Origin of the sequence: Maribacter sp. Hel_I_7 (genome assembly GCF_000688315.1) — a bacterium.
Lineage (GTDB): Bacteria > Bacteroidota > Bacteroidia > Flavobacteriales > Flavobacteriaceae > Maribacter > Maribacter stanieri.
Map to the genome: position 1 here is coordinate 401,295 of NZ_JHZW01000003.1, position 18,393 is coordinate 419,687.

16 protein-coding genes are annotated in these 18,393 nt (G+C 34.2%); 7 read left to right on the forward strand and 9 right to left on the reverse strand.

The window, feature by feature from the left end; translation table 11 throughout:
• Positions 1-53: 53 nt before the first annotated feature.
• The 7 genes from P178_RS0113365 to P178_RS0113395 form a co-directional block, all read right to left on the reverse strand.
• Complete coding sequence (locus P178_RS0113365; RefSeq protein WP_027066681.1) at positions 54-419, reverse strand: diacylglycerol kinase; 366 nt, start codon at positions 417-419, stop codon at positions 54-56.
• A 15-nt stretch (positions 420-434) separates the two neighbouring features.
• Positions 435-938 (reverse strand): thiol peroxidase, encoded by a 504-nt coding sequence (tpx, locus tag P178_RS0113370; RefSeq protein WP_027066682.1) that lies wholly within the window; start codon positions 936-938, stop codon positions 435-437.
• A gap of 121 nt (positions 939-1,059) precedes the next feature.
• Complete coding sequence (locus P178_RS0113375; protein ID WP_027066683.1) at positions 1,060-1,317, reverse strand: DUF6952 family protein; 258 nt, start codon at positions 1,315-1,317, stop codon at positions 1,060-1,062.
• Positions 1,298-1,612: a thioredoxin family protein gene (locus P178_RS0113380; RefSeq protein WP_027066684.1), complete on the reverse strand. Its 315-nt coding sequence runs from the start codon at positions 1,610-1,612 to the stop codon at positions 1,298-1,300. The genes P178_RS0113375 and P178_RS0113380 overlap by 20 nt, the downstream gene beginning before the upstream one ends.
• Before the next feature lie 69 nt (positions 1,613-1,681).
• Positions 1,682-2,326: a peroxiredoxin gene (locus P178_RS0113385; protein ID WP_027066685.1), complete on the reverse strand. Its 645-nt coding sequence runs from the start codon at positions 2,324-2,326 to the stop codon at positions 1,682-1,684.
• A gap of 217 nt (positions 2,327-2,543) precedes the next feature.
• Positions 2,544-4,028, reverse strand: coding sequence for a Na+/H+ antiporter NhaC (gene nhaC, locus P178_RS0113390; protein WP_027066686.1), 1,485 nt, complete (start codon positions 4,026-4,028; stop codon positions 2,544-2,546).
• A 75-nt stretch (positions 4,029-4,103) separates the two neighbouring features.
• Positions 4,104-5,324 (reverse strand): aminotransferase class I/II-fold pyridoxal phosphate-dependent enzyme, encoded by a 1,221-nt coding sequence (locus P178_RS0113395; protein WP_027066687.1) that lies wholly within the window; start codon positions 5,322-5,324, stop codon positions 4,104-4,106.
• 150 nt (positions 5,325-5,474) lie between these two features.
• On the opposite strand from P178_RS0113395, the gene P178_RS0113400 reads away from it, so the two are divergent.
• Together P178_RS0113400 and lpdA are read left to right on the forward strand one after the other, a co-directional pair.
• Positions 5,475-5,933, forward strand: coding sequence for an Lrp/AsnC family transcriptional regulator (locus P178_RS0113400; RefSeq protein WP_027066688.1), 459 nt, complete (start codon positions 5,475-5,477; stop codon positions 5,931-5,933).
• 48 nt (positions 5,934-5,981) lie between these two features.
• Positions 5,982-7,388, forward strand: a complete 1,407-nt coding sequence (lpdA, locus tag P178_RS0113405; RefSeq protein ID WP_027066689.1) for a dihydrolipoyl dehydrogenase — start codon at positions 5,982-5,984, stop codon at positions 7,386-7,388.
• Positions 7,389-7,472: 84 nt separating this feature from the next.
• Here the strand turns inward: lpdA and P178_RS0113410 are convergent, their stop codons facing one another.
• Entirely contained in the window at positions 7,473-8,657 is a 1,185-nt protein-coding gene (locus P178_RS0113410) for a heparan-alpha-glucosaminide N-acetyltransferase domain-containing protein (RefSeq protein ID WP_027066690.1), read from the reverse strand.
• 128 nt (positions 8,658-8,785) lie between these two features.
• Between P178_RS0113410 and P178_RS0113415 the strand changes: the two genes are divergently transcribed.
• The 5 genes from P178_RS0113415 to P178_RS0113435 all read left to right on the forward strand — a co-directional run bounded on the left by P178_RS0113415 (position 8,786) and on the right by P178_RS0113435 (position 16,711).
• On the forward strand, positions 8,786-9,322 hold the full coding sequence (locus P178_RS0113415; RefSeq protein ID WP_027066691.1) for an NADPH-dependent FMN reductase: 537 nt from the start codon (positions 8,786-8,788) through the stop codon (positions 9,320-9,322).
• Positions 9,323-9,398: 76 nt separating this feature from the next.
• Positions 9,399-10,709, forward strand: a complete 1,311-nt coding sequence (gene tilS, locus P178_RS0113420; protein ID WP_027066692.1) for a tRNA lysidine(34) synthetase TilS — start codon at positions 9,399-9,401, stop codon at positions 10,707-10,709.
• Complete coding sequence (locus P178_RS0113425; protein WP_027066693.1) at positions 10,706-12,670, forward strand: protein-disulfide reductase DsbD family protein; 1,965 nt, start codon at positions 10,706-10,708, stop codon at positions 12,668-12,670. Before tilS ends, P178_RS0113425 begins: the two co-directional genes overlap by 4 nt.
• Positions 12,671-12,779: 109 nt before the next feature.
• The gene (locus P178_RS0113430; RefSeq protein WP_027066694.1) at positions 12,780-15,173 is read left to right on the forward strand and encodes a penicillin acylase family protein; all 2,394 of its coding nucleotides are present in this window, start codon (positions 12,780-12,782) and stop codon (positions 15,171-15,173) included.
• Positions 15,174-15,175: 2 nt separating this feature from the next.
• The gene (locus P178_RS0113435; RefSeq protein ID WP_027066695.1) at positions 15,176-16,711 is read left to right on the forward strand and encodes a YifB family Mg chelatase-like AAA ATPase; all 1,536 of its coding nucleotides are present in this window, start codon (positions 15,176-15,178) and stop codon (positions 16,709-16,711) included.
• Positions 16,712-16,755: 44 nt separating this feature from the next.
• On the opposite strand, the gene P178_RS0113440 is transcribed toward P178_RS0113435, so the two are convergent.
• The gene (locus P178_RS0113440; RefSeq protein ID WP_027066696.1) at positions 16,756-18,183 is read right to left on the reverse strand and encodes a M20 family peptidase; all 1,428 of its coding nucleotides are present in this window, start codon (positions 18,181-18,183) and stop codon (positions 16,756-16,758) included.
• Positions 18,184-18,393: the final 210 nt, after the last annotated feature.

Here is an 18,393-nt window from a genome sequence, read left to right on the forward strand (position 1 = left end):
TTCTGATGCTAAATTACAAATTTACGATGAGCTACGTTATACCAAGAACTAACCTAAAGAATCTTTGGTAGGTAAATGATAAGGCCAATAATAGTTGAAGCAATAGAAACCAACATAACAGCCCCGGCAGAAATATCCTTAATAAATCCGATTTTGACATCAAATTCAGGTTGAATATAATCTGCAATCTTTTCTACGGCAGTATTCATACCTTCAATACCTAAAACCATAGCGATGGCAAAAATTTGAAGTATCCATTCTGTTTGAGATATTTCAAAATAAAAGCCGGCAGCAGTCATTACAATGGCAATGAAAACCTGAATTTTTATACTTGCTTCAGTACGTATTAAAAGTATGGCTCCTTTGAAAGCGAAGCCAACACTTTTAATACGATTGACCAAAAAGGATTCTTTTGGCATGTGTGTTATTTGTTATTAGTTCATTAAAGCCTCTAAAGCTGCTTTGTAATTTGGCTCTTCTGTAGTTTCTGCTACTTGCTCTGTATATAATACGTTTCCTTTTTCATCAACTACAACAACCGCTCTTGAAAGTAATGGAGCTAATGGTCCGTCTGAAAATGCTACGTTGTAACCTTTACCAAAATTACCATCTTTAAAATCAGAAAGCATTTCAACATTTTCAATACCCTCTGCACCACAAAATCTTGCTTGTGCGAAAGGAAGATCTTTAGAAATACATAATACGATTGTATTATCTAATTCTGCTGCTTCTTGATTAAATTGACGAACAGATTGTGCGCAAGTGCCTGTATCTACACTTGGAAAAATATTTAATACTACTCTAGAACCTTCATAGTCTGAAAGTTTAACAGTAGATAAGTCATTCTTAGTTAATTGAAATTCTGGAGCTTTTTCACCTGTGGTTGGTAGCGTTCCTATTGTGTGTATTTCGTTTCCTTTTAGTGTAACCGAAGCCATAACTTTTGTCTTTTTATAATTGAGAATGTGAAATTATAAAATATAAAGTTGAAATGAGTGGGAATAGGGTAAAAAAAAAGTCCTTTCAAATTTGAAAGGACTTTATAATTTTTTAAAGCTATTATTTATCTATAGAGCCTAAAACACGCTGCATAAATTGATTCATAGCATCTTTCTTTGGTGTGCCTTGCTCTATGCTGTTCGCAACCTCTATGGCACCGTACATATTAGAAATTAATTCGCCAATTACATCAAGCTCTTCATCTTTTAGTGAAGGTAACTCTGTTAGTGCTTCTAGAGTTTCAATAGTCTCTAGTACGAAATCGCTATCTTTTTCTTCAATGAACTCTGTCAGTAATTTAATTATGGGTAATCTCACTGATCAAATCTTTTAATAGGTCATACTTATTAGTTTGAACCTGATTTTTAATTTTCCCTTTCTCGAAAGAAGCGAAGGTAGGTAAGTTACTTACGTCTGCTAGCTTTCTAGATTCAGGAAATTTTTCTGCATCTGCTAAAACAAAAGTAATATTCTCATTTTGCGAAGCTTCTTTTTTAAACTTTGGCTTCATAATTCTACAGTTACCACACCATGATGCAGAATATTGTACAACTACATTAGGGTTATTGTCTATAATTTCCTGTAAATTATCTTGTTCTAATTCTAATAACATAATTAAAGTTATTTAAGGATTAATAAAATGAACATGGGATAGATTACCTCATGTTCATCAATAATTTTATTAGTTAGCGTGTGTGGAAAGGTAGCTAGCAACACCGTCTCTATTTGCAGACATTGCTTCTTTACCTTCTTCCCAGTTAGCTGGACAAACTTCACCTTTTTCTTGAACGTGAATTAAGGCATCTACTAAACGTAAATACTCACCAACGTTTCTACCAAGAGGCATATTGTTAATGCTTTCGTGTTGTACAACACCTTCTTCATCAATAATATATGTAGCTCTGTAAGTAACATTGTCACCTTCAACTTGAACTGTTTCTGTTTCTTCGTCGTAAACTTCGTTTTGGATATCTAAAATGCCTAAAACGCTAGATAGGTTACGGTTGCTATCTGCTAATATTGGGTAAGTTACACCTTCAATACCGCCGTTATCTTTACTTGTACTTAACCATGCAAAGTGTACTTCAGGAGTATCACAAGATGCACCGATTACTAATGTGTTTCTTTTTTCGAACTCACCAATAGCAGCTTGAAATGCATGTAATTCTGTAGGGCAAACAAAAGTAAAATCTTTTGGATACCAGAAAAGAACCACTTTTTTATTATTTTTTTGAGCTTCTTCTAATACGTTAAGTTTAAAAGTGTCGCCCATGTCGTTCATCGCGTTAACACTAAGATTTGGGAATTTTTTTCCTACAAATGCCATAATATGTTTTCGTTTTATAATTAATTATAAAGCAAAATTAAGACATGATAAGAGGTTAAAAGACTTTCTAAATTAGAATTTTCAATGGAAGAATAACTATTTTGAATAGCGTTTAGTTTACGCAACATTTTGTGTGAATGACATAAATTATCACCTACAAAATTGTCAAATTAACAAAGAAGTAGGTGTAAAGGTGAAAAGGCAAAAGAATTAAAATTTAGGATTTTTTTGAAGTCAGTCTTTTTATCTTAATATTAAAACCCGCAAATATGAAAGTCATAATTGGGCTCAACCAATTAAAGATAGCATACACAAAATACTCGGCTACACCAACACCTAACACACCGCTATGATATGCGCCACAGGTGTTATAAGGTATTAATACAGAAGTTACCGTTCCAGTATCTTCAAGTGTTCTACTTAAGTTCTCTGGAGCTAAGCCTCTATCTTTAAACGCTTTTGCAAACATTTTACCAGGTACCACAATAGCTAAATATTGATCAGAAGCTGTCCCGTTTAAAACAATACAGCTAATACCGGTACTAAAAAATAGACCGAATGTAGACTTGGCCATGCTAAGTAGAGATTTTGTAATTCTAGCCAATGCACCAATACCATCCATTATACCGCCAAAGAACATGGCGCAAATAATTAACCAAATGGTTCCAAGCATACCTGTCATTCCCTTAGATGAGAATAAATCGCTCAAAGCTTTATTATCGGTTGGTATATCTGTACTTACCGTTATTGCTTTTAAAATACCTTGGTAGCCAGATTGGAAACTTAATTCTGTTGCTCCGGTTATACCGGCAACTATTTGTGGTTGAAAAATAAGCGCAAATACAGCTGCTAAAAGCGTACCTATCAATAAGGCGGCTAAAGGAGGTGTTTTCTTAACTATTAGTGCTATTACGGCTATAGGAACAAGAAATAACCATCCATTGATGTCAAAAGAAGAATCTATAGATGCTAAAATAGCATCAACGTCAGCTTCCCCGTTAGTTTCTAAACTAAAGCCTATTATTAAAAATACGATTAGTGTAACAGTTATTGTAGGCACCGTTGTCCATAGCATATACTTAATATGAGAGAACAACTCGCCACCAGCCATTGCAGGAGCCAAATTAGTGGTGTCACTTAAGGGTGATAACTTATCGCCAAAATAAGCGCCCGATAATACAGCGCCGGCTGTCATTCCTAAAGAAATACCCAAAGCTTCCCCAATACCTATTAATGCTATACCCACTGTTGCAGAAGTGGTCCAGCTGCTTCCTGTAGCTACTGAGATTATTGCACAAATAATTACACATGCCGCTAAAAATATGGTTGGATTTAGAATTTGTAATCCGTAATAAATCATAGCGGGTATTATACCGCTTACCAGCCATGTACCAGCTAGTGCACCAACCATTAGTAAAATAAGTAAAGCTCCTGTAGTAGATCTTATATTCTCTTCAACTTCGGCAATCATTTGTTTGTAAGAAACTTTATGAAAGAATCCAACAATGGCAGCAACGGCACCACCTAATAATAATATAAATTGATTAGAACCACTTAGGGCATCATCACCAAATACGTAAACATTGTAGGCCAACATGGCAACTAGGGCTACTACAGGAATTAAAGCAGCAAATATGCTTAATTCTTTATTGTCAACGATATGTTCGTTTTCCCTGTGTTCATTGGTATTTTGATCTGACATTAAAATCAAGTTTGGTTACTTCGTAATATTACGATTTCTGTTACGGATGTGCAAACCCGTTTTAGAATTGAAATCTTAGGCGTTAATGCTTTTGATATCCAGTATATTAAGATCTATTAAACATTTTTTCATTAAGGAATAGGTTCTTTGAATATCATCATCTAATCCTATTGAAAATCGTATTAGCCCATTTCCAAGTCCCATTTCTTTTTGTTCTTCTAGCGGAATTTCTGAAGATGTAGAGCTTCCCGGAGCGCTAAATAGTGTTTTATAAAACCCGAGGCTAACCGCTAAATATCCCAATTTTCTTTCTTGCATTAACTCCATAAGTGCATTGGCATTTTCAATAGTGCCCACATCCATGGTTATTAATCCTCCATATCCATATTCAGGATTCATTTGATCTTCCATTATTAAATGACCTGGATGTGATGGTAGACCAGGATAGACAACTCTGAGTCCGTCTTTTTCAAAATTTTCTGCTAGGTATTGCGCATTTTCGCTATGCTTTTTCATACGTATATGTAGGGTACGCATGTTTTTTAAAATTGATGATGCCCGTAAACTATCTAACGTGCTTCCTAAAAGCATACCTGCTCCATTGTTTACATCTTTTAGGCTAAGGCAAAAATCGGTTGTACCACAAACTACACCGGCAACACAATCGCTGGTTCCGTTTATGAATTTTGTAAGACTGTGAATTATAACATCTGCGCCTAATTTTGCCGGAGATACGGATAGGGGTGAGAATGTATTATCTACTACTAATGGTAGTTCGTTCTTTTTTGCTATTCGAGAAAGCGCAGAAATATCTGCAACTTCCAATAGCGGGTTGCTTATACTTTCGCAATAAATCATTTTTGTATTAGGGGTGATTGCTTTTGCAACAGCATCAAGATCGGTGATATCTAGAAATGTAGTTTTAATACCAAATTTGATCAAGAAATTCTTCATGAAGGCATAAGTGCCACCATAAATAGTTCTACTGCTAATAATATGGTCACCTGAATTACAAAGTTGAAGAATTACGGCTGTAATTGCACCCATGCCACTTGCGGTTACATTTGCACTTTCTGTACCTTCTAGTGCTGCTAGAGCTTCGCCTAAATATAAATTTGAAGGAGAAGAGTGTCTACTGTATAGGTAGCAACCTTCTGTATTTCCTTCAAAAGTATCAAACATGGTTTTAGCTGATATAAAGGTATAAGTAGAAGAATCGGAAATGGAAGGATTTACTCCTCCATATTCTCCAAAGTATTGTAAATCTTGTAAGTCGTTACTGTTCTTGTGGCTCATGTGCTGTTATTTTAAGTAAAAATAGCTTTTATATGTAAAATTGTCAACACGAACCTTATTTGTTAGAATATGAAACTATTATTAGTTTAAGTTTAGATTTTAATTCAGTTATTCATTAAATTTACTTGGTGTAATAGAATTACAATCATTATGAAGTTAGATTTAATTGATAATAACTTATTAGAGCTATTGCAAGCAGATAGCAAAAAGACCACTAAAGAGTATGCCTTAAAACTGGGGCTGTCTACTACAGCTATATATGAGCGTATTAAAAGATTAGAAAGAATAGGGGCTATTAGAAATTATGTTGCTTTGGTAGATAAAACAATAGTAAATAGAAATTTTACAGTGTTTTGTCATGTTAAACTAGTGCAGCATGTAAAGGAAAATATTGCTCAATTTGAAGCTCAAGTTATGCGTCTTCAAGAAGTTGTAGAATGCCATCACCTAAGTGGAGATTATGATTATTTGTTGAAAATTCACGTTCAAGATATGGATGCATACCGAAATTTCATGGTCAATAAATTAACCACCATGAATCATATTGGTAGTACCCAAAGCTCTTTTACCATAAAAGAGGTAAAGCATTCTACGGCTATACCCCTTTAAAACTAAAAATAGTATTAATTTTGTAGGACATTAGAAAACTAAAATTTTATGAATCAATATGATGTAGCCATTATAGGCTCTGGACCTGGAGGATACGTAGCAGCAATACGTTGTGCTCAATTAGGAATGAAAACAGCAATAATTGAAAAATATTCCACCCTTGGCGGAACATGTTTAAATGTTGGGTGTATTCCTTCTAAGGCGATGTTAGATTCTTCACATCATTATGAAGATGCTATTAAGCATTTTGATGAGCACGGTATTGAAATCCCTGGTGAGATTAAAGTGAATTTGGCAAAAATGATAGCTCGTAAGCAAGGTGTTGTTGACCAAACTACTAAAGGAATAGAATTCTTAATGGATAAAAACAAAATTACCGTTTATGAAGGTGTCGGTAGTTTTAAAGATGCAACGCATGTAAACATAAAGAAGAACGATGGTAAAACAGAAGAGATAGAAGCTAAAAATATTATAATAGCTACTGGGTCTAAGCCATCAACCCTACCTTTTATAAAATTAGATAAAGAACGCATCATTACATCTACTGAAGCTTTAGAACTTAAAGAAGTTCCAAAACATATGATTGTTATTGGTGGTGGTGTAATTGGTTTAGAATTAGGTCAAGTTTATAAAAGGCTAGGTGCAGATGTAACCGTAGTTGAATTTATGGATCGTATTATTCCTGGAATGGATGCTGCGCTTTCAAAGGAATTGACTAAGGTGATGAAAAAGCAAAAAGTAAAATTTGCTTTATCTCATAAAGTGAAGTCTGTTGAAAGAAAAGGTGACCAGGTTATAGTAAAAGCAGATGACAAAAAAGGACAAGAAGTTGTTTTTGAAGGTGATTATTGTTTAGTTGCTGTTGGTAGAAAACCTTATACCGACGGATTAAATGCTGATGCAGCTGGTGTAAAGCTTGATGATAGAGGTAAGGTAATAGTTGATGCTTACTTAAAAACAAATGTAGATAATATCTACGCTATTGGTGATGTAATAAAAGGTGCTATGTTAGCTCATAAGGCTGAAGAAGAAGGTACTTTGGTTGCTGAGCAATTAGCGGGTCAAAAACCACATATAGATTATAACTTAATTCCTGGTGTTGTTTATACTTGGCCAGAAGTTGCAGCAGTTGGTAAAACAGAAGAGGAATTAAAAGAAGCAGGAGTAGAGTACAAGGTAGGTCAATTTCCTATGCGTGCATTAGGACGTTCTAGAGCTAGTATGGATACTGATGGATTTGTTAAAATTCTTGCAGATAAGAAGACCGATGAAGTTTTAGGTGTTCATATGGTTGGCGCACGTTGTGCCGATTTAATTGCAGAAGCTGTAACGGCTATGGAATTTAGAGCATCTGCTGAAGATATTTCAAGAATGAGCCATGCTCACCCAACTTATGCAGAAGCTGTTAAGGAAGCTGCACTAGCTGCCACAGATGATCGTGCATTACATATCTAGATGATTTAAAATTATAGTGATAAAAAAAAGCAGCCAATTGGCTGCTTTTTTTATTTTGTAGTAATTATAATCTTTTAATGCAGTTTAGTTTTTAATTAAACCTAGAAGACGTAAAACCTTTTCGGTTACAGTTCTTAGGACCTCAAAAAGTATAATTGCAATTTGTTCCAAGTAAATTCTAGTAGATGATAAGAAAGTAAATACGCTAGATTTAATGTCTGCCTTATGGTCTTCATATTTTAATGCCAAATAGGTACTGGCAATCATAAACAAAATAGCACCAGGAATTGCAATGAACGGGTTTAAGGAGTGATGGAAAAACCTGTACAGACCAACACCCGTAAAACTACCATACAATATGATAAAATGAATAATGTAAATAGATAGGGTACTTTGTCCTATTCTTAACCAAGTTGCATTCATTAAGAATTTTCTTAGCAGTATGAATATGGAAAAAACAATTAGAACATCACCTAACCTAATAAATAGATAATTGTTATTGAAAATATCTTGAAACAATTGTATGCCTGTAACTTCATATATAGAAAGGAAAAAATCTGAAGAAAGAAAAATTAGAATTAATCCTATAGCGATATAAGTAGGGACAACATATTGATAAAGGTTTTTACTTTCTTGATACTTGGAAAATAAAACAGACATAAAACTACCAATTGTAGCATAGCCTAACCATGGTATTATCGTAAAAACAGATCCATTTGCTTTTGTAAGATAATTGGCGAACACCTGAGGTAAAAACTCAAAGCTAGATGCTTTGTAAATGGGTTCAAAAATAAAGAGTAACAACGTTGTAGATACTAATATTGTTGGGAAAATCCATTTTTGCTTAGCGAAAGTGAGTATGTAGAAACCAATAATAAACAGTAATGAAAGACCTATACAATGCAGTACATCTACTAAGTAGAAAGAGTCGTAAACTTCACCTTTGAACAACCCAAAAATGTTCATTCTTAATAAGTAAGCTATTACAAGTAATTCTAGTCCACGTTTAATTCCCTTTTTAACACGTGGATTGTTCCATCCAGTTTGCGGTGATCTAATTAATAAAAATGTAAAAATGAATCCAGATACGGTAAAGAATACGGGAGCTGTAATTCCTCTAAAGTACTTCCATGTAGTGAACAGTATATTTGAGTTGTCTCTAAATGCATTATCTAATAAACCATCAATGAAATGACCCTGTAACATCATCAAGATAGCCCAGGCTCTTATGGCGTCTAAAAAAAACAATCTTGACTTAGAGTTGCTCATTATAACAATTATACCCTATATACTTATAAAACAGTATGTTTGGATGTTTCAAGAGGCAAAATTAGATAAAATAATTTAAGGTATACTGTAATTGAATTAAATTCGCAATCATACATTAAAATAGTCTTATGAATTACGTTTTAGCATTTGCAGGTAGCAATTCTTTAATTTCCATTAATTATAAATTGGTAAAGTATACTTCTTCTTTAATAAGTGGTACAGAAGTGCGACTTCGTAACATGGCAAAGTATCCATTTCCTATGTATAGTTATGATGTTGAAAAAGAAAATGGATATTCAAATTCATTGGTAGAATTCAAAAACGAAATCAGTAATGCAAAAGGCTTGATTATAGCTGTAAGCGAACATAACAGTTACCCTTCTGCCTACTTTAAAAATACGATGGATTGGTTGTCTCGATTCGATTCTAAGTTTTTGGTCGATAAGAAAATTTTACTCATGTCAACATCAACCGGTGGTCGTGGCGCAATTGGTGCTTTAGAGGTTGCAGAAAAAATGATTACTAGGTTCCAAGGTACAGTGGTTGAAACCTTTTCATTGCCTAGATATGGAGATAATTTTGATGAAAATACAGGAATAACCAATGCCGACTTGGCAAAAATTCATTCAGAAAAAGTGAGTTCTTTTGTAAAGGCTATTTCTTAAAAGTATTTTACATTGGTCTAGTTAAATAATTCTTAAGCATCTCAATTAAGTTAGGGGACTTCCGTACCTTTATTGCGTGTTAAAAGTATTCAAAAAACATATTGAAGATTCTTTTCCGGAATTGTTAAATTCCCATTTCATAATAGCATGTAGTGGTGGTTTAGATAGTACCGTGCTTGCGGAACTTTGTCATCAAGCCCAACTACAATTTTCTATAGCACATTGTAATTTTAGATTACGTGGCGAAGCTAGTGATGACGATGAAACATTTGTGCGAGATTTAGCGGAAAAATTAAATAAGGAAGTTTTTATTACTCATTTTGATACTCTCGGATATGTGAATCAGCACAAAGTTTCTGTTCAAATGGCGGCAAGAGAGCTTCGGTATGCTTGGTTTGAGCAATTGCTTTCTCAAAATAATAAATCTTATTTGTTAACGGCACATCATGCTAATGATGTTTTAGAAACGTTCATAATTAATTTATCTAGAGGCACTGGTATTGATGGTTTAACCGGTATACCTGCTAAGATAAATTACTTAAGAAGACCTTTATTGCCATTTTCTAGAGAAGAGTTGGAGCATTTTGCCCATATAGAAGAAATGGATTGGAGGGAGGATGCAAGTAATGCAGATACAAAGTATTTACGAAATAAGATCCGTCATGAAATTATTCCTGCACTGAATGAATTACATCCTACTTTTTCAGATAATTTTAAAAACACTTTAAGTTATTTAAATCAGACCCAAACTATTGCTTCGGCATATCTTCATCATTTAAAAGAAGAAATTTTTATTGAAAATAATAGTAGGGTTGAAATTGAGATTACAAAGCTAAAAGAACTTAATCCGCTTACTACTTTTTTATATGGATTATTTAGCGATTACGGTTTCAAAGAAATGGACAATATAGAGACGCTGTTAGATGGTCTTAGTGGTAAACAATTGATTTCTAACACGCATGTTTTGACTAAGAATCGTGATGTTTTACTTTTAACGCCACTTGTTGAAAGTGAATTAAAAAACCAGGAGTTTTTCATTACTGAAGAAGAAGTACCTTTGAACCTGCCAATATCCTTAGAGTTTACTGTAGTACCTGAGCGTCTCGATAATTCAGATAAAATAATTTTCGTTCAAAAAAATGTATTAAAATATCCCTTAACGGTAAGAAAATGGAAGAATGGCGACTACTTTTATCCTATAGGTTTAAATGGCAAAAAGAAATTAGCAAAGTTCTTTAAAGACCAGAAAATAGATGTTTTGTCTAAAGATGAAACTTGGTTATTATGCTCGGGTGAGCAAATTGTATGGGTTATTGGTATGCGTGCCGATAATCGTTTTAGGGTTGTTGATACAACTCAAGAGATTTTAAAAATAGAATTTACATGATAAGATTTTTTTATTTACTACTTTTTGTTGTTGCGTTTCCGCTAAATACTATTGCACAAACAGAAGATAATCCTGTTGTTTGGGAACAGCAGGTTAAAAAGCTCTCTGATACGGAATATGAATTGGTCATGAAGGCTAAGATTTTAGACGGATGGCATATGTACTCTCAGTTTACATCTGAATTTGGATCTCTACCTAGTGAATTTACTTATAATGGACACGGTACTGTCTATGAACTTGTAGGTGGTACAACAGAAAGTGAAACCATAAAAGAATACAGTGAAATCTTTGAAGTAGAAGAAACTTATTTTAAAGATAATGCCACATTTACTCAACGTATTAAAGTAGTTGATGCTGAAATTAATCAGATTGATGTTGATTTGTTTTTTCAGGTGTGTAAAGAAGTTTGTATACCAATGGATAAAAAGTTCATCTTTACTCTAGATGGCTCTGAAGCCCAGGCAATTATTGCTACCGTTGATGATAGGAGTTTAGCTTTAGGTCAAAAATTACGATTAGATTTAAAGAACAGGGAATTATTGACGCAGGGGCAAGATACAATTGCTACTAGTACTAATATTTGGGTAATATTCGGATTAGGTTTTCTTGGCGGCTTAATTGCTTTATTGACACCATGTGTTTTTCCAATGATACCTTTAACCGTTTCTTTTTTTACAAAACATTCACAAAAAAAATCTAAAGGAATTATCAACGCATTGCTTTATGGGTTTTTTATTATTCTTATCTATTTCTTGCTGAGTTTACCCTTCCATTTATTTGATTCTGTGGATTCTCAAATTCTAAACTCTATAGCAACTAATGTTTGGTTGAACCTATTGTTCTTTTTGATTTTCATATTTTTTGCTTTTTCATTTTTTGGGTATTATGAATTGACATTGCCAAGCTCTTGGGCAAATAAGATGGATGCTGCTTCATCTAAAGTAGGTGGAGTTTTAGGAATATTTTTCATGGCCGTTACCTTAGCCATTGTTTCTTTTTCATGCACGGGTCCAATATTAGGCGGGTTGTTAGGCGGCACTACTTTGGCTGAAGGTGAAGTAGCCTCTAACCTTACAGCAGGTATGACCGGTTTTGGAGTTGCCTTGGCATTGCCATTTGCTCTCTTTGCGCTATTCCCTGCTTGGTTGAACTCCCTGCCAAAATCTGGCGGATGGATGACAACCGTTAAAGTGGTCTTAGGATTTTTAGAGATTGGTTTGGCTTTAAAGTTTTTATCAAACGCAGACTTAGTTGGACATTGGGGAATATTGAAGCGTGAGGTGTTTTTAGGTATTTGGATTGTATTAGGTATAGCTATGACGCTTTATCTATTTGGTTTATATAAATTTCCACATGATGGTCCGGTTAAAAAGTTATCCGCTGGGCGAAAATTAACTGCTTTTATTGGCGCTGCTTTTACCATTTACATGATATTGGGCGTAACCAAAATCACAAATCTTAAATTATTAAGTGGTTTTCCTCCACCAGAATTTTATAGTGTTTTCGAACAAGAGAGCGACTGTCCTTTAGGTATAGATTGCTTTAAGGATTTTGATGAAGGATTAGCATATGCCAAAGAAGTTAATAAGCCTATACTCTTAGATTTTACAGGTTGGGCATGTGTAAACTGTAGAAAGATGGAAGAAAATGTCTGGAGCGATTCGGAAGTTTTTCCAATCATTAAAAATAATTATGTACTTATATCTTTATACACCGATGATAGAGAAGAGCTGCCTGATGCCGAAAAATTTAATTTTCAATTTGATAGTGGTAGGGTAAAAGAGATTAATAACATTGCACAGAAATGGGGAACTTTCCAAGATGTTAATTTTAAATCTATCTCTCAACCTTTTTATGTTTTGTTGTCTCCAGATTTAAAAGTACTTAACACTTCCATACAAAATTCAGACATACCAACATATAAAAATTGGTTATTAGAGGGTTTGAAAAATAATAATTGATTTATAGATATTGTAAGATGTTAACTACTTGTCAATAAAAAGCAGAGCTACGCGGAGTCTAATGTAAAAAAATAGTTCTAACTTGGGACTTAATCCCCCAAACTGAACTATGAACTTATTAAAAAAAATAGGAGCCATCCTGTTGGTTATTGTTACACTCCTGATAATTATTGTTGGAGTTATTGTGTATACTTTAAAACCAGATTACTCTGGGAAAAAAGAGTTAGCTAACCTTCAACAAGAGGTTAAAGTCTATTACGACGACTACGGTATTCCTCATATTTACGGAGAAAATGAAAAAGATGCATTTAGAACATTAGGCTACGTTCATGCTCAAGATCGTTTATGGCAAATGGAATTACTTCGCCGTATTGCAAGTGGAGGTCTTTCAGAAGTTTTTGGTGCGGATTTAATAGGAACGGATAAATTCTTCTTATCATTGGGTATTGCAGATGCCTCAAAATTAACTGCTGCCAGTTTAGCTGAAAATGATGAAGGTGTTGTTTTGGCAAAGGCATATTTAGATGGTATAAATCAGTTTATAACCGAAGGACCTACGCCCATAGAATTTCACTTTACCGGTATTGAGAAAAAAGCATTTGTTCTAGAAGATGTTTATAATACTATTGGTTACATGGCATTCAGTTTTGCAATGGCACACAAAACAGACCCCTTACTTACCACTATAAATTCGAAATTAGGTCCTAATTATTTAAAAGATTTACACGTAGGGTCTACCGTAGATACGGAATGGATTAAGAATTATAATCCAGCTAGTTCAGATTCTGTACAAAATAATCTTACTGCAGCAGTCATTAAGGCTTTGGGTGTTTTGGACATTCCTTTATTTGAAGGTAGTAATAGCTGGGTAATAGCTCCGGATAAAACTAAAAATGGTAAGGTTATTTTTGCCAATGACCCCCATATTGGGTTTGCACAACCGTCAGTATGGTATGAGGCTCATATGGAAACACCTACCTATTCAAAATATGGTTATCATATAGCAGGTATTCCGTTTCCTCTTCTAGGGCATAATAGAAAATTGGCTTATGGTATTACAATGTTTGAGAATGATGATGTTGATTTTTATTTTGAGCAAAATAATCCTGATAATGAAAATCAGTATTTAACTGAAAGTGGTTATGTAGATTATGAAATTGTAAATAAGAGTATAAAAGTAAAGGACTCTTCTGAAGTTCAATTTTCTTATAAAAAATCTATTCACGGACCAATTCTCAACGGTATTGCAGATCAGGTAATAGGAGATAGGCCAATTGCAATGTCATGGGTATATACCCAAATGGAAAATAAAGTTATTGATGCAATTTATGGTTTAAGTCATTCTAATAACCTTAAAGAGTTTAAAACCGCCTTACCAAAAATACATGCGCCTGGTCTAAATATTATGTATGGTGATGAGGAAGGTAATGTAGCTTGGTTCGCCACAGCACAACTCTATCAGATTCCAGATTCTGTAAATACCAAAATGGTTTTTGAAGTTGGTGAAGGTCTACCTTTAGAAAAAGATTTACTTGATTTTAAAGAGAATCCTCAAGCTATTAATCCTCCAAGTAATTATGTGTATTCTGCCAATAACCAACCAGATTCTATTGCTGGTATGTTATACCCAGGCTACTATTTGCCAGAGAATAGAGGTAAGAGGATTGTAGAGTTATTAGCGCCTAAAAATGACTGGGATATTACTTCTGCCAGTGAAATGATTACAGATGTTATATCATCTGTAGAGCCAGAAATTATAACCAATTTAGCAAAGTTGTTAGATGTTTCTTTATTGAGTGAAAATGGATTAATGGCTATAGATAGTTTAAAAATGTGGAGAGGGGATTATGAACTTTCTTCAATAGAAGCTACTATTTACAATAGATGGATTTACTATTTTTTAGAAAACACTTTTGAAGATGAATTGGGTGATGAGTTGTTTAATCAATTTTTAAGTACTCATTTTATGAAAAGGCTAATTGCTCCTTTATCCAAGGATGAAGATTCTGTATGGTGGGATGATGTTTCCACAACTGATGTAAATGAATCTATGGTTGATATAGTAAATATATCTTTTATGGAGGCAGTAGCTTCATTAGAAAAAGATTTCGGAAATAATCTAGATTATTGGCGGTGGGAGAGGGTGCATACCATTGAACATGGTCATCCTATTGGACAGATAGCAGCGTTGCGTTCTTTTTTTAATGTTGGTCCTTATCCAGTGCATGGTACAAGAGAGGTGATTAATAATTTAGCATTCTCATATGATGATACTGGCTATTATAAAACAACTTCAGGACCTTCAACCAGAAGAATTATAGATTTCTATGACGTAGAGAATAGTATCAGCATACTGCCTACAGGACAATCTGGTAATCCCTTTAGTGAACATTACCGAGATCAAGCAGAAATGTATGTTAACGGAGAGTTTCGTAAAATGATGATGAATAAAGAGGAAATTCAGAAGAGTAAAGAAATCCTTACTTTTAAGCCAAAGGATTAAAAATGCTTACAAAAGTTTACGGGAGTGCAGTATTTGGCGTTGAGGCTACTACTATTATAGTAGAAGTAAATATTGATAAGGGAATTGGCTATCATCTAGTTGGGCTTCCCGATAACGCAATTAAAGAAAGTAATTATAGAATAGCGGCTGCACTTCAAAATAATGGTTATAAAATTCCTGGGAAGAAAATAACTATTAACATGGCACCAGCAGATTTACGTAAAGAGGGTTCTGCTTATGATCTCACACTAGCTATTGGAATTTTAGCGGCATCAAACCAAATTAAATCTGAAAATATAGAGAAGTATATCATCATGGGCGAGTTATCGTTAGATGGTAGCCTTCAACCTATAAAAGGTGCACTTCCCATAGCTATAAAAGCACAAGAGGAAGGATTTGAAGGTTTTATTTTGCCAACAGCCAATGCAAAGGAAGCTGCAATAGTTGGAGATTTAAAAGTATATGGGATAGATAATATTAAGCAGGTTTTAGATTTCTTTGATCAAGATATTCCGTTAGAGCAGACTATTATAGATACAAGAGAAGAATTTTATAAAAGTTTAGATTTTCCTGAATTTGATTTCTCTGATGTAAAAGGTCAGGAAAGTATAAAACGTTGCATGGAAATTGCCGCGGCGGGCGGTCATAATATAATATTGATAGGTCCGCCAGGCGCAGGTAAGACTATGTTGGCAAAAAGATTACCTTCCATATTACCTCCAATGACTTTGCATGAAGCTTTGGAAACGACTAAAATTCACAGTGTTGTTGGTAAGGTAAAGAATATGGGATTAATGAGTCAAAGACCATTTAGAAGCCCACATCATACAATTTCGGATGTGGCCTTGGTCGGAGGAGGTGCATATCCACAACCCGGGGAAATTTCACTTTCTCATAACGGAGTATTGTTCTTAGACGAGTTGCCAGAATTTAAACGGGGTGTTTTAGAGGTAATGCGACAGCCCTTAGAGGATAGGGAGGTAACTATTTCTCGTGCACGTTTTACGGTTACTTACCCAAGTAGCTTTATGTTGGTGGCGAGTATGAACCCTAGTCCGGGTGGTTATTTTAACGACCCTGATGCTCCGGTAACTTCATCACCAGCAGAAATGCAACGATATTTAAGTAAAATATCTGGTCCTCTTTTAGATCGTATCGATATTCATATTGAGGTAACTCCGGTTCCATTTGAAAAACTATCCGAAGAACGAAAAGGAGAAGGGAGTGTTGAAATTAGAAAACGTGTTACAGCAGGAAGAGAAATACAAACAGCTAGGTTTGAAGGATTGGGAAATGTGCATTACAATGCTCAAATGAACACAAAGCAAATTCGTGCATATTGTAAATTAGACGATAATTCTAAAGCGTTATTGAAAAATGCGATGGAGCGATTAAATTTATCGGCTCGTGCATATGATAGAATCTTGAAAGTAGCTAGAACTATCGCTGATTTAGCCGGTGAGCAGGAATTGAATGGAGATCATATTTCAGAAGCCATTCAATACCGTTCACTGGATAGAGAGGGTTGGTTGGGGTAATTTACTTCTCTTGTTTTAATTTTTAAAAGTGGATTTAAACTAGCCTAGTTGAATTTTTTAATCAGTTGATAACTAAATTCTATAATTTCCTTATAATTTTCTTTATTAATTTTTTCATCAATACCGTGAAAACGTGATAATGAATTAGGATCTAATCGAATTGGATAAAATCGATATACATCGTCTGAGATTTCATAAAAATAGCGACCATCAGTGCCTCCACCTACAAGACCAGGAACAACTACAGACTCTGGGAAAACAGAACGTATTGTTTTTTCGAGTGTTTTATAAGCATCGGAATCAATGCTCGATACAGGCGATGGATTCGTCAAAAAACCTACCTTTTCAACTCTTATTTTATTACTAATAGTATTTTCAATGTGTTCTTTAACAGATTCAATATTTTCGCCTGGTAAAATTCTGAAATTGATAGTGGCTTCGGCAACCGTTGGTATAACATTATTTTTAATGCCACCATCTATAATCGTTGCGGCAGTAGTAGTATGTGCATTCAATGCTTCAAGAATTGGTTTTTTGAATAACCAAGGATTTGCGAAAGCAACTTTTTTCATAAAAGGTAATTCTGCGCCCATATATCCTAATTGATAATTGATAGGCTCAACCAATTTATAAGGTAACTGATTGTTTTCTAAATCTACTATTGCCTTGGCCAGCATACCTATGGTATTTTCTTTTGGAGGTGCCGAGCTGTGCCCACCATTGGTTTCAACAATAAGTCTAAAAGAAGCAAATCCTTTTTCTGCTAAATTTACTATAGCTACAGTGTTATCAATACCTGGTACTAGACCATCTGCTAAAAAACCGCCTTCATCTATGGTCATAGATGCATCAACTCCTCGCTCTTTTAACAAAGCTGCAATTTTAGCAGCCCCTTTAGAACCGCCTACTTCTTCATCATGACCAAAAGCTAAGTAGATAGTTTGGCTAGGGGTAAATGATTCTTTTAATAAAAGCTCAACAGCTTCCATGAGTGCCATTAAGGAACTTTTATCATCTAGTGTTCCTCTACCTATAATATCTGTGGCTGTTATTTTTCCTTCAAAAGGTCCTGCTTCCCAGTCATTCAAGGTGGGTTCATCTACAGGTACCACATCTTGATGAGACATAAGAATAATTGGTTTTTTATTTTGATCAGTCCCTTTCCAGGTATATAATAAACTATATTCATTTACTTTTTCTAAAGTCAGTTGCTCATGAATTAATGGATATGTGTCTTGAAGGAATTGATGAAAACCATAAAAAGCAGTAGAATCAGGTATGGCATCTTCACTAAAAGAGATAGTGGGGTATTGAATGGCTTTAGATAAATTTTTGTAAACATCGTCAGAAATCACTAATTTTTCTAACGGTTCGGAGTCAACTTGTTTTGAAGTTAGTGATAGCGTATTGAATAAAAGTATACAAAGAACAAGAACGACAACAGCTAAAAGGCTGTAGAGTATTTTTTTCATAATGGTTTGTTGGTTGATGGTCTATAACAAGCTGAATTCCAATACAATTTAGCCAAAAAAACCAAGCGATTTATTGCCTATTGCGTTTATTATAAATTTCAAAATTTTATTGATGAATAAATAATGAATTCTAAAATTCTGTTATTAATTTTTATAAAATTGCTCTAATAATCATACTATTCAAAAATGTGATCAACATAATTATAAGGT

Bases quoted from the DNA above. Each gene is read 5' to 3' on its own strand.
- P178_RS0113410 (WP_027066690.1), bottom strand. From the start codon at position 8,657: ATGAGCAACTCTAAGTCAAGATTGTTTTTTTTAGACGCCATAAGAGCC.
- P178_RS0113425 (WP_027066693.1), top strand. From the start codon at position 10,706: ATGATAAGATTTTTTTATTTACTACTTTTTGTTGTTGCGTTTCCGCTA.
- P178_RS0113380 (WP_027066684.1), bottom strand. From the start codon at position 1,612: ATGTTATTAGAATTAGAACAAGATAATTTACAGGAAATTATAGACAAT.
- lpdA (WP_027066689.1), top strand. From the start codon at position 5,982: ATGAATCAATATGATGTAGCCATTATAGGCTCTGGACCTGGAGGATAC.
- tpx (WP_027066682.1), bottom strand. From the start codon at position 938: ATGGCTTCGGTTACACTAAAAGGAAACGAAATACACACAATAGGAACG.
- P178_RS0113430 (WP_027066694.1), top strand. From the start codon at position 12,780: ATGAACTTATTAAAAAAAATAGGAGCCATCCTGTTGGTTATTGTTACA.
- P178_RS0113415 (WP_027066691.1), top strand. From the start codon at position 8,786: ATGAATTACGTTTTAGCATTTGCAGGTAGCAATTCTTTAATTTCCATT.
- P178_RS0113385 (WP_027066685.1), bottom strand. From the start codon at position 2,326: ATGGCATTTGTAGGAAAAAAATTCCCAAATCTTAGTGTTAACGCGATG.
- P178_RS0113400 (WP_027066688.1), top strand. From the start codon at position 5,475: ATGAAGTTAGATTTAATTGATAATAACTTATTAGAGCTATTGCAAGCA.
- P178_RS0113365 (WP_027066681.1), bottom strand. From the start codon at position 419: ATGCCAAAAGAATCCTTTTTGGTCAATCGTATTAAAAGTGTTGGCTTC.
- nhaC (WP_027066686.1), bottom strand. From the start codon at position 4,028: ATGTCAGATCAAAATACCAATGAACACAGGGAAAACGAACATATCGTT.
- P178_RS0113435 (WP_027066695.1), top strand. From the start codon at position 15,176: ATGCTTACAAAAGTTTACGGGAGTGCAGTATTTGGCGTTGAGGCTACT.
- P178_RS0113440 (WP_027066696.1), bottom strand. From the start codon at position 18,183: ATGAAAAAAATACTCTACAGCCTTTTAGCTGTTGTCGTTCTTGTTCTT.
- P178_RS0113395 (WP_027066687.1), bottom strand. From the start codon at position 5,324: ATGAGCCACAAGAACAGTAACGACTTACAAGATTTACAATACTTTGGA.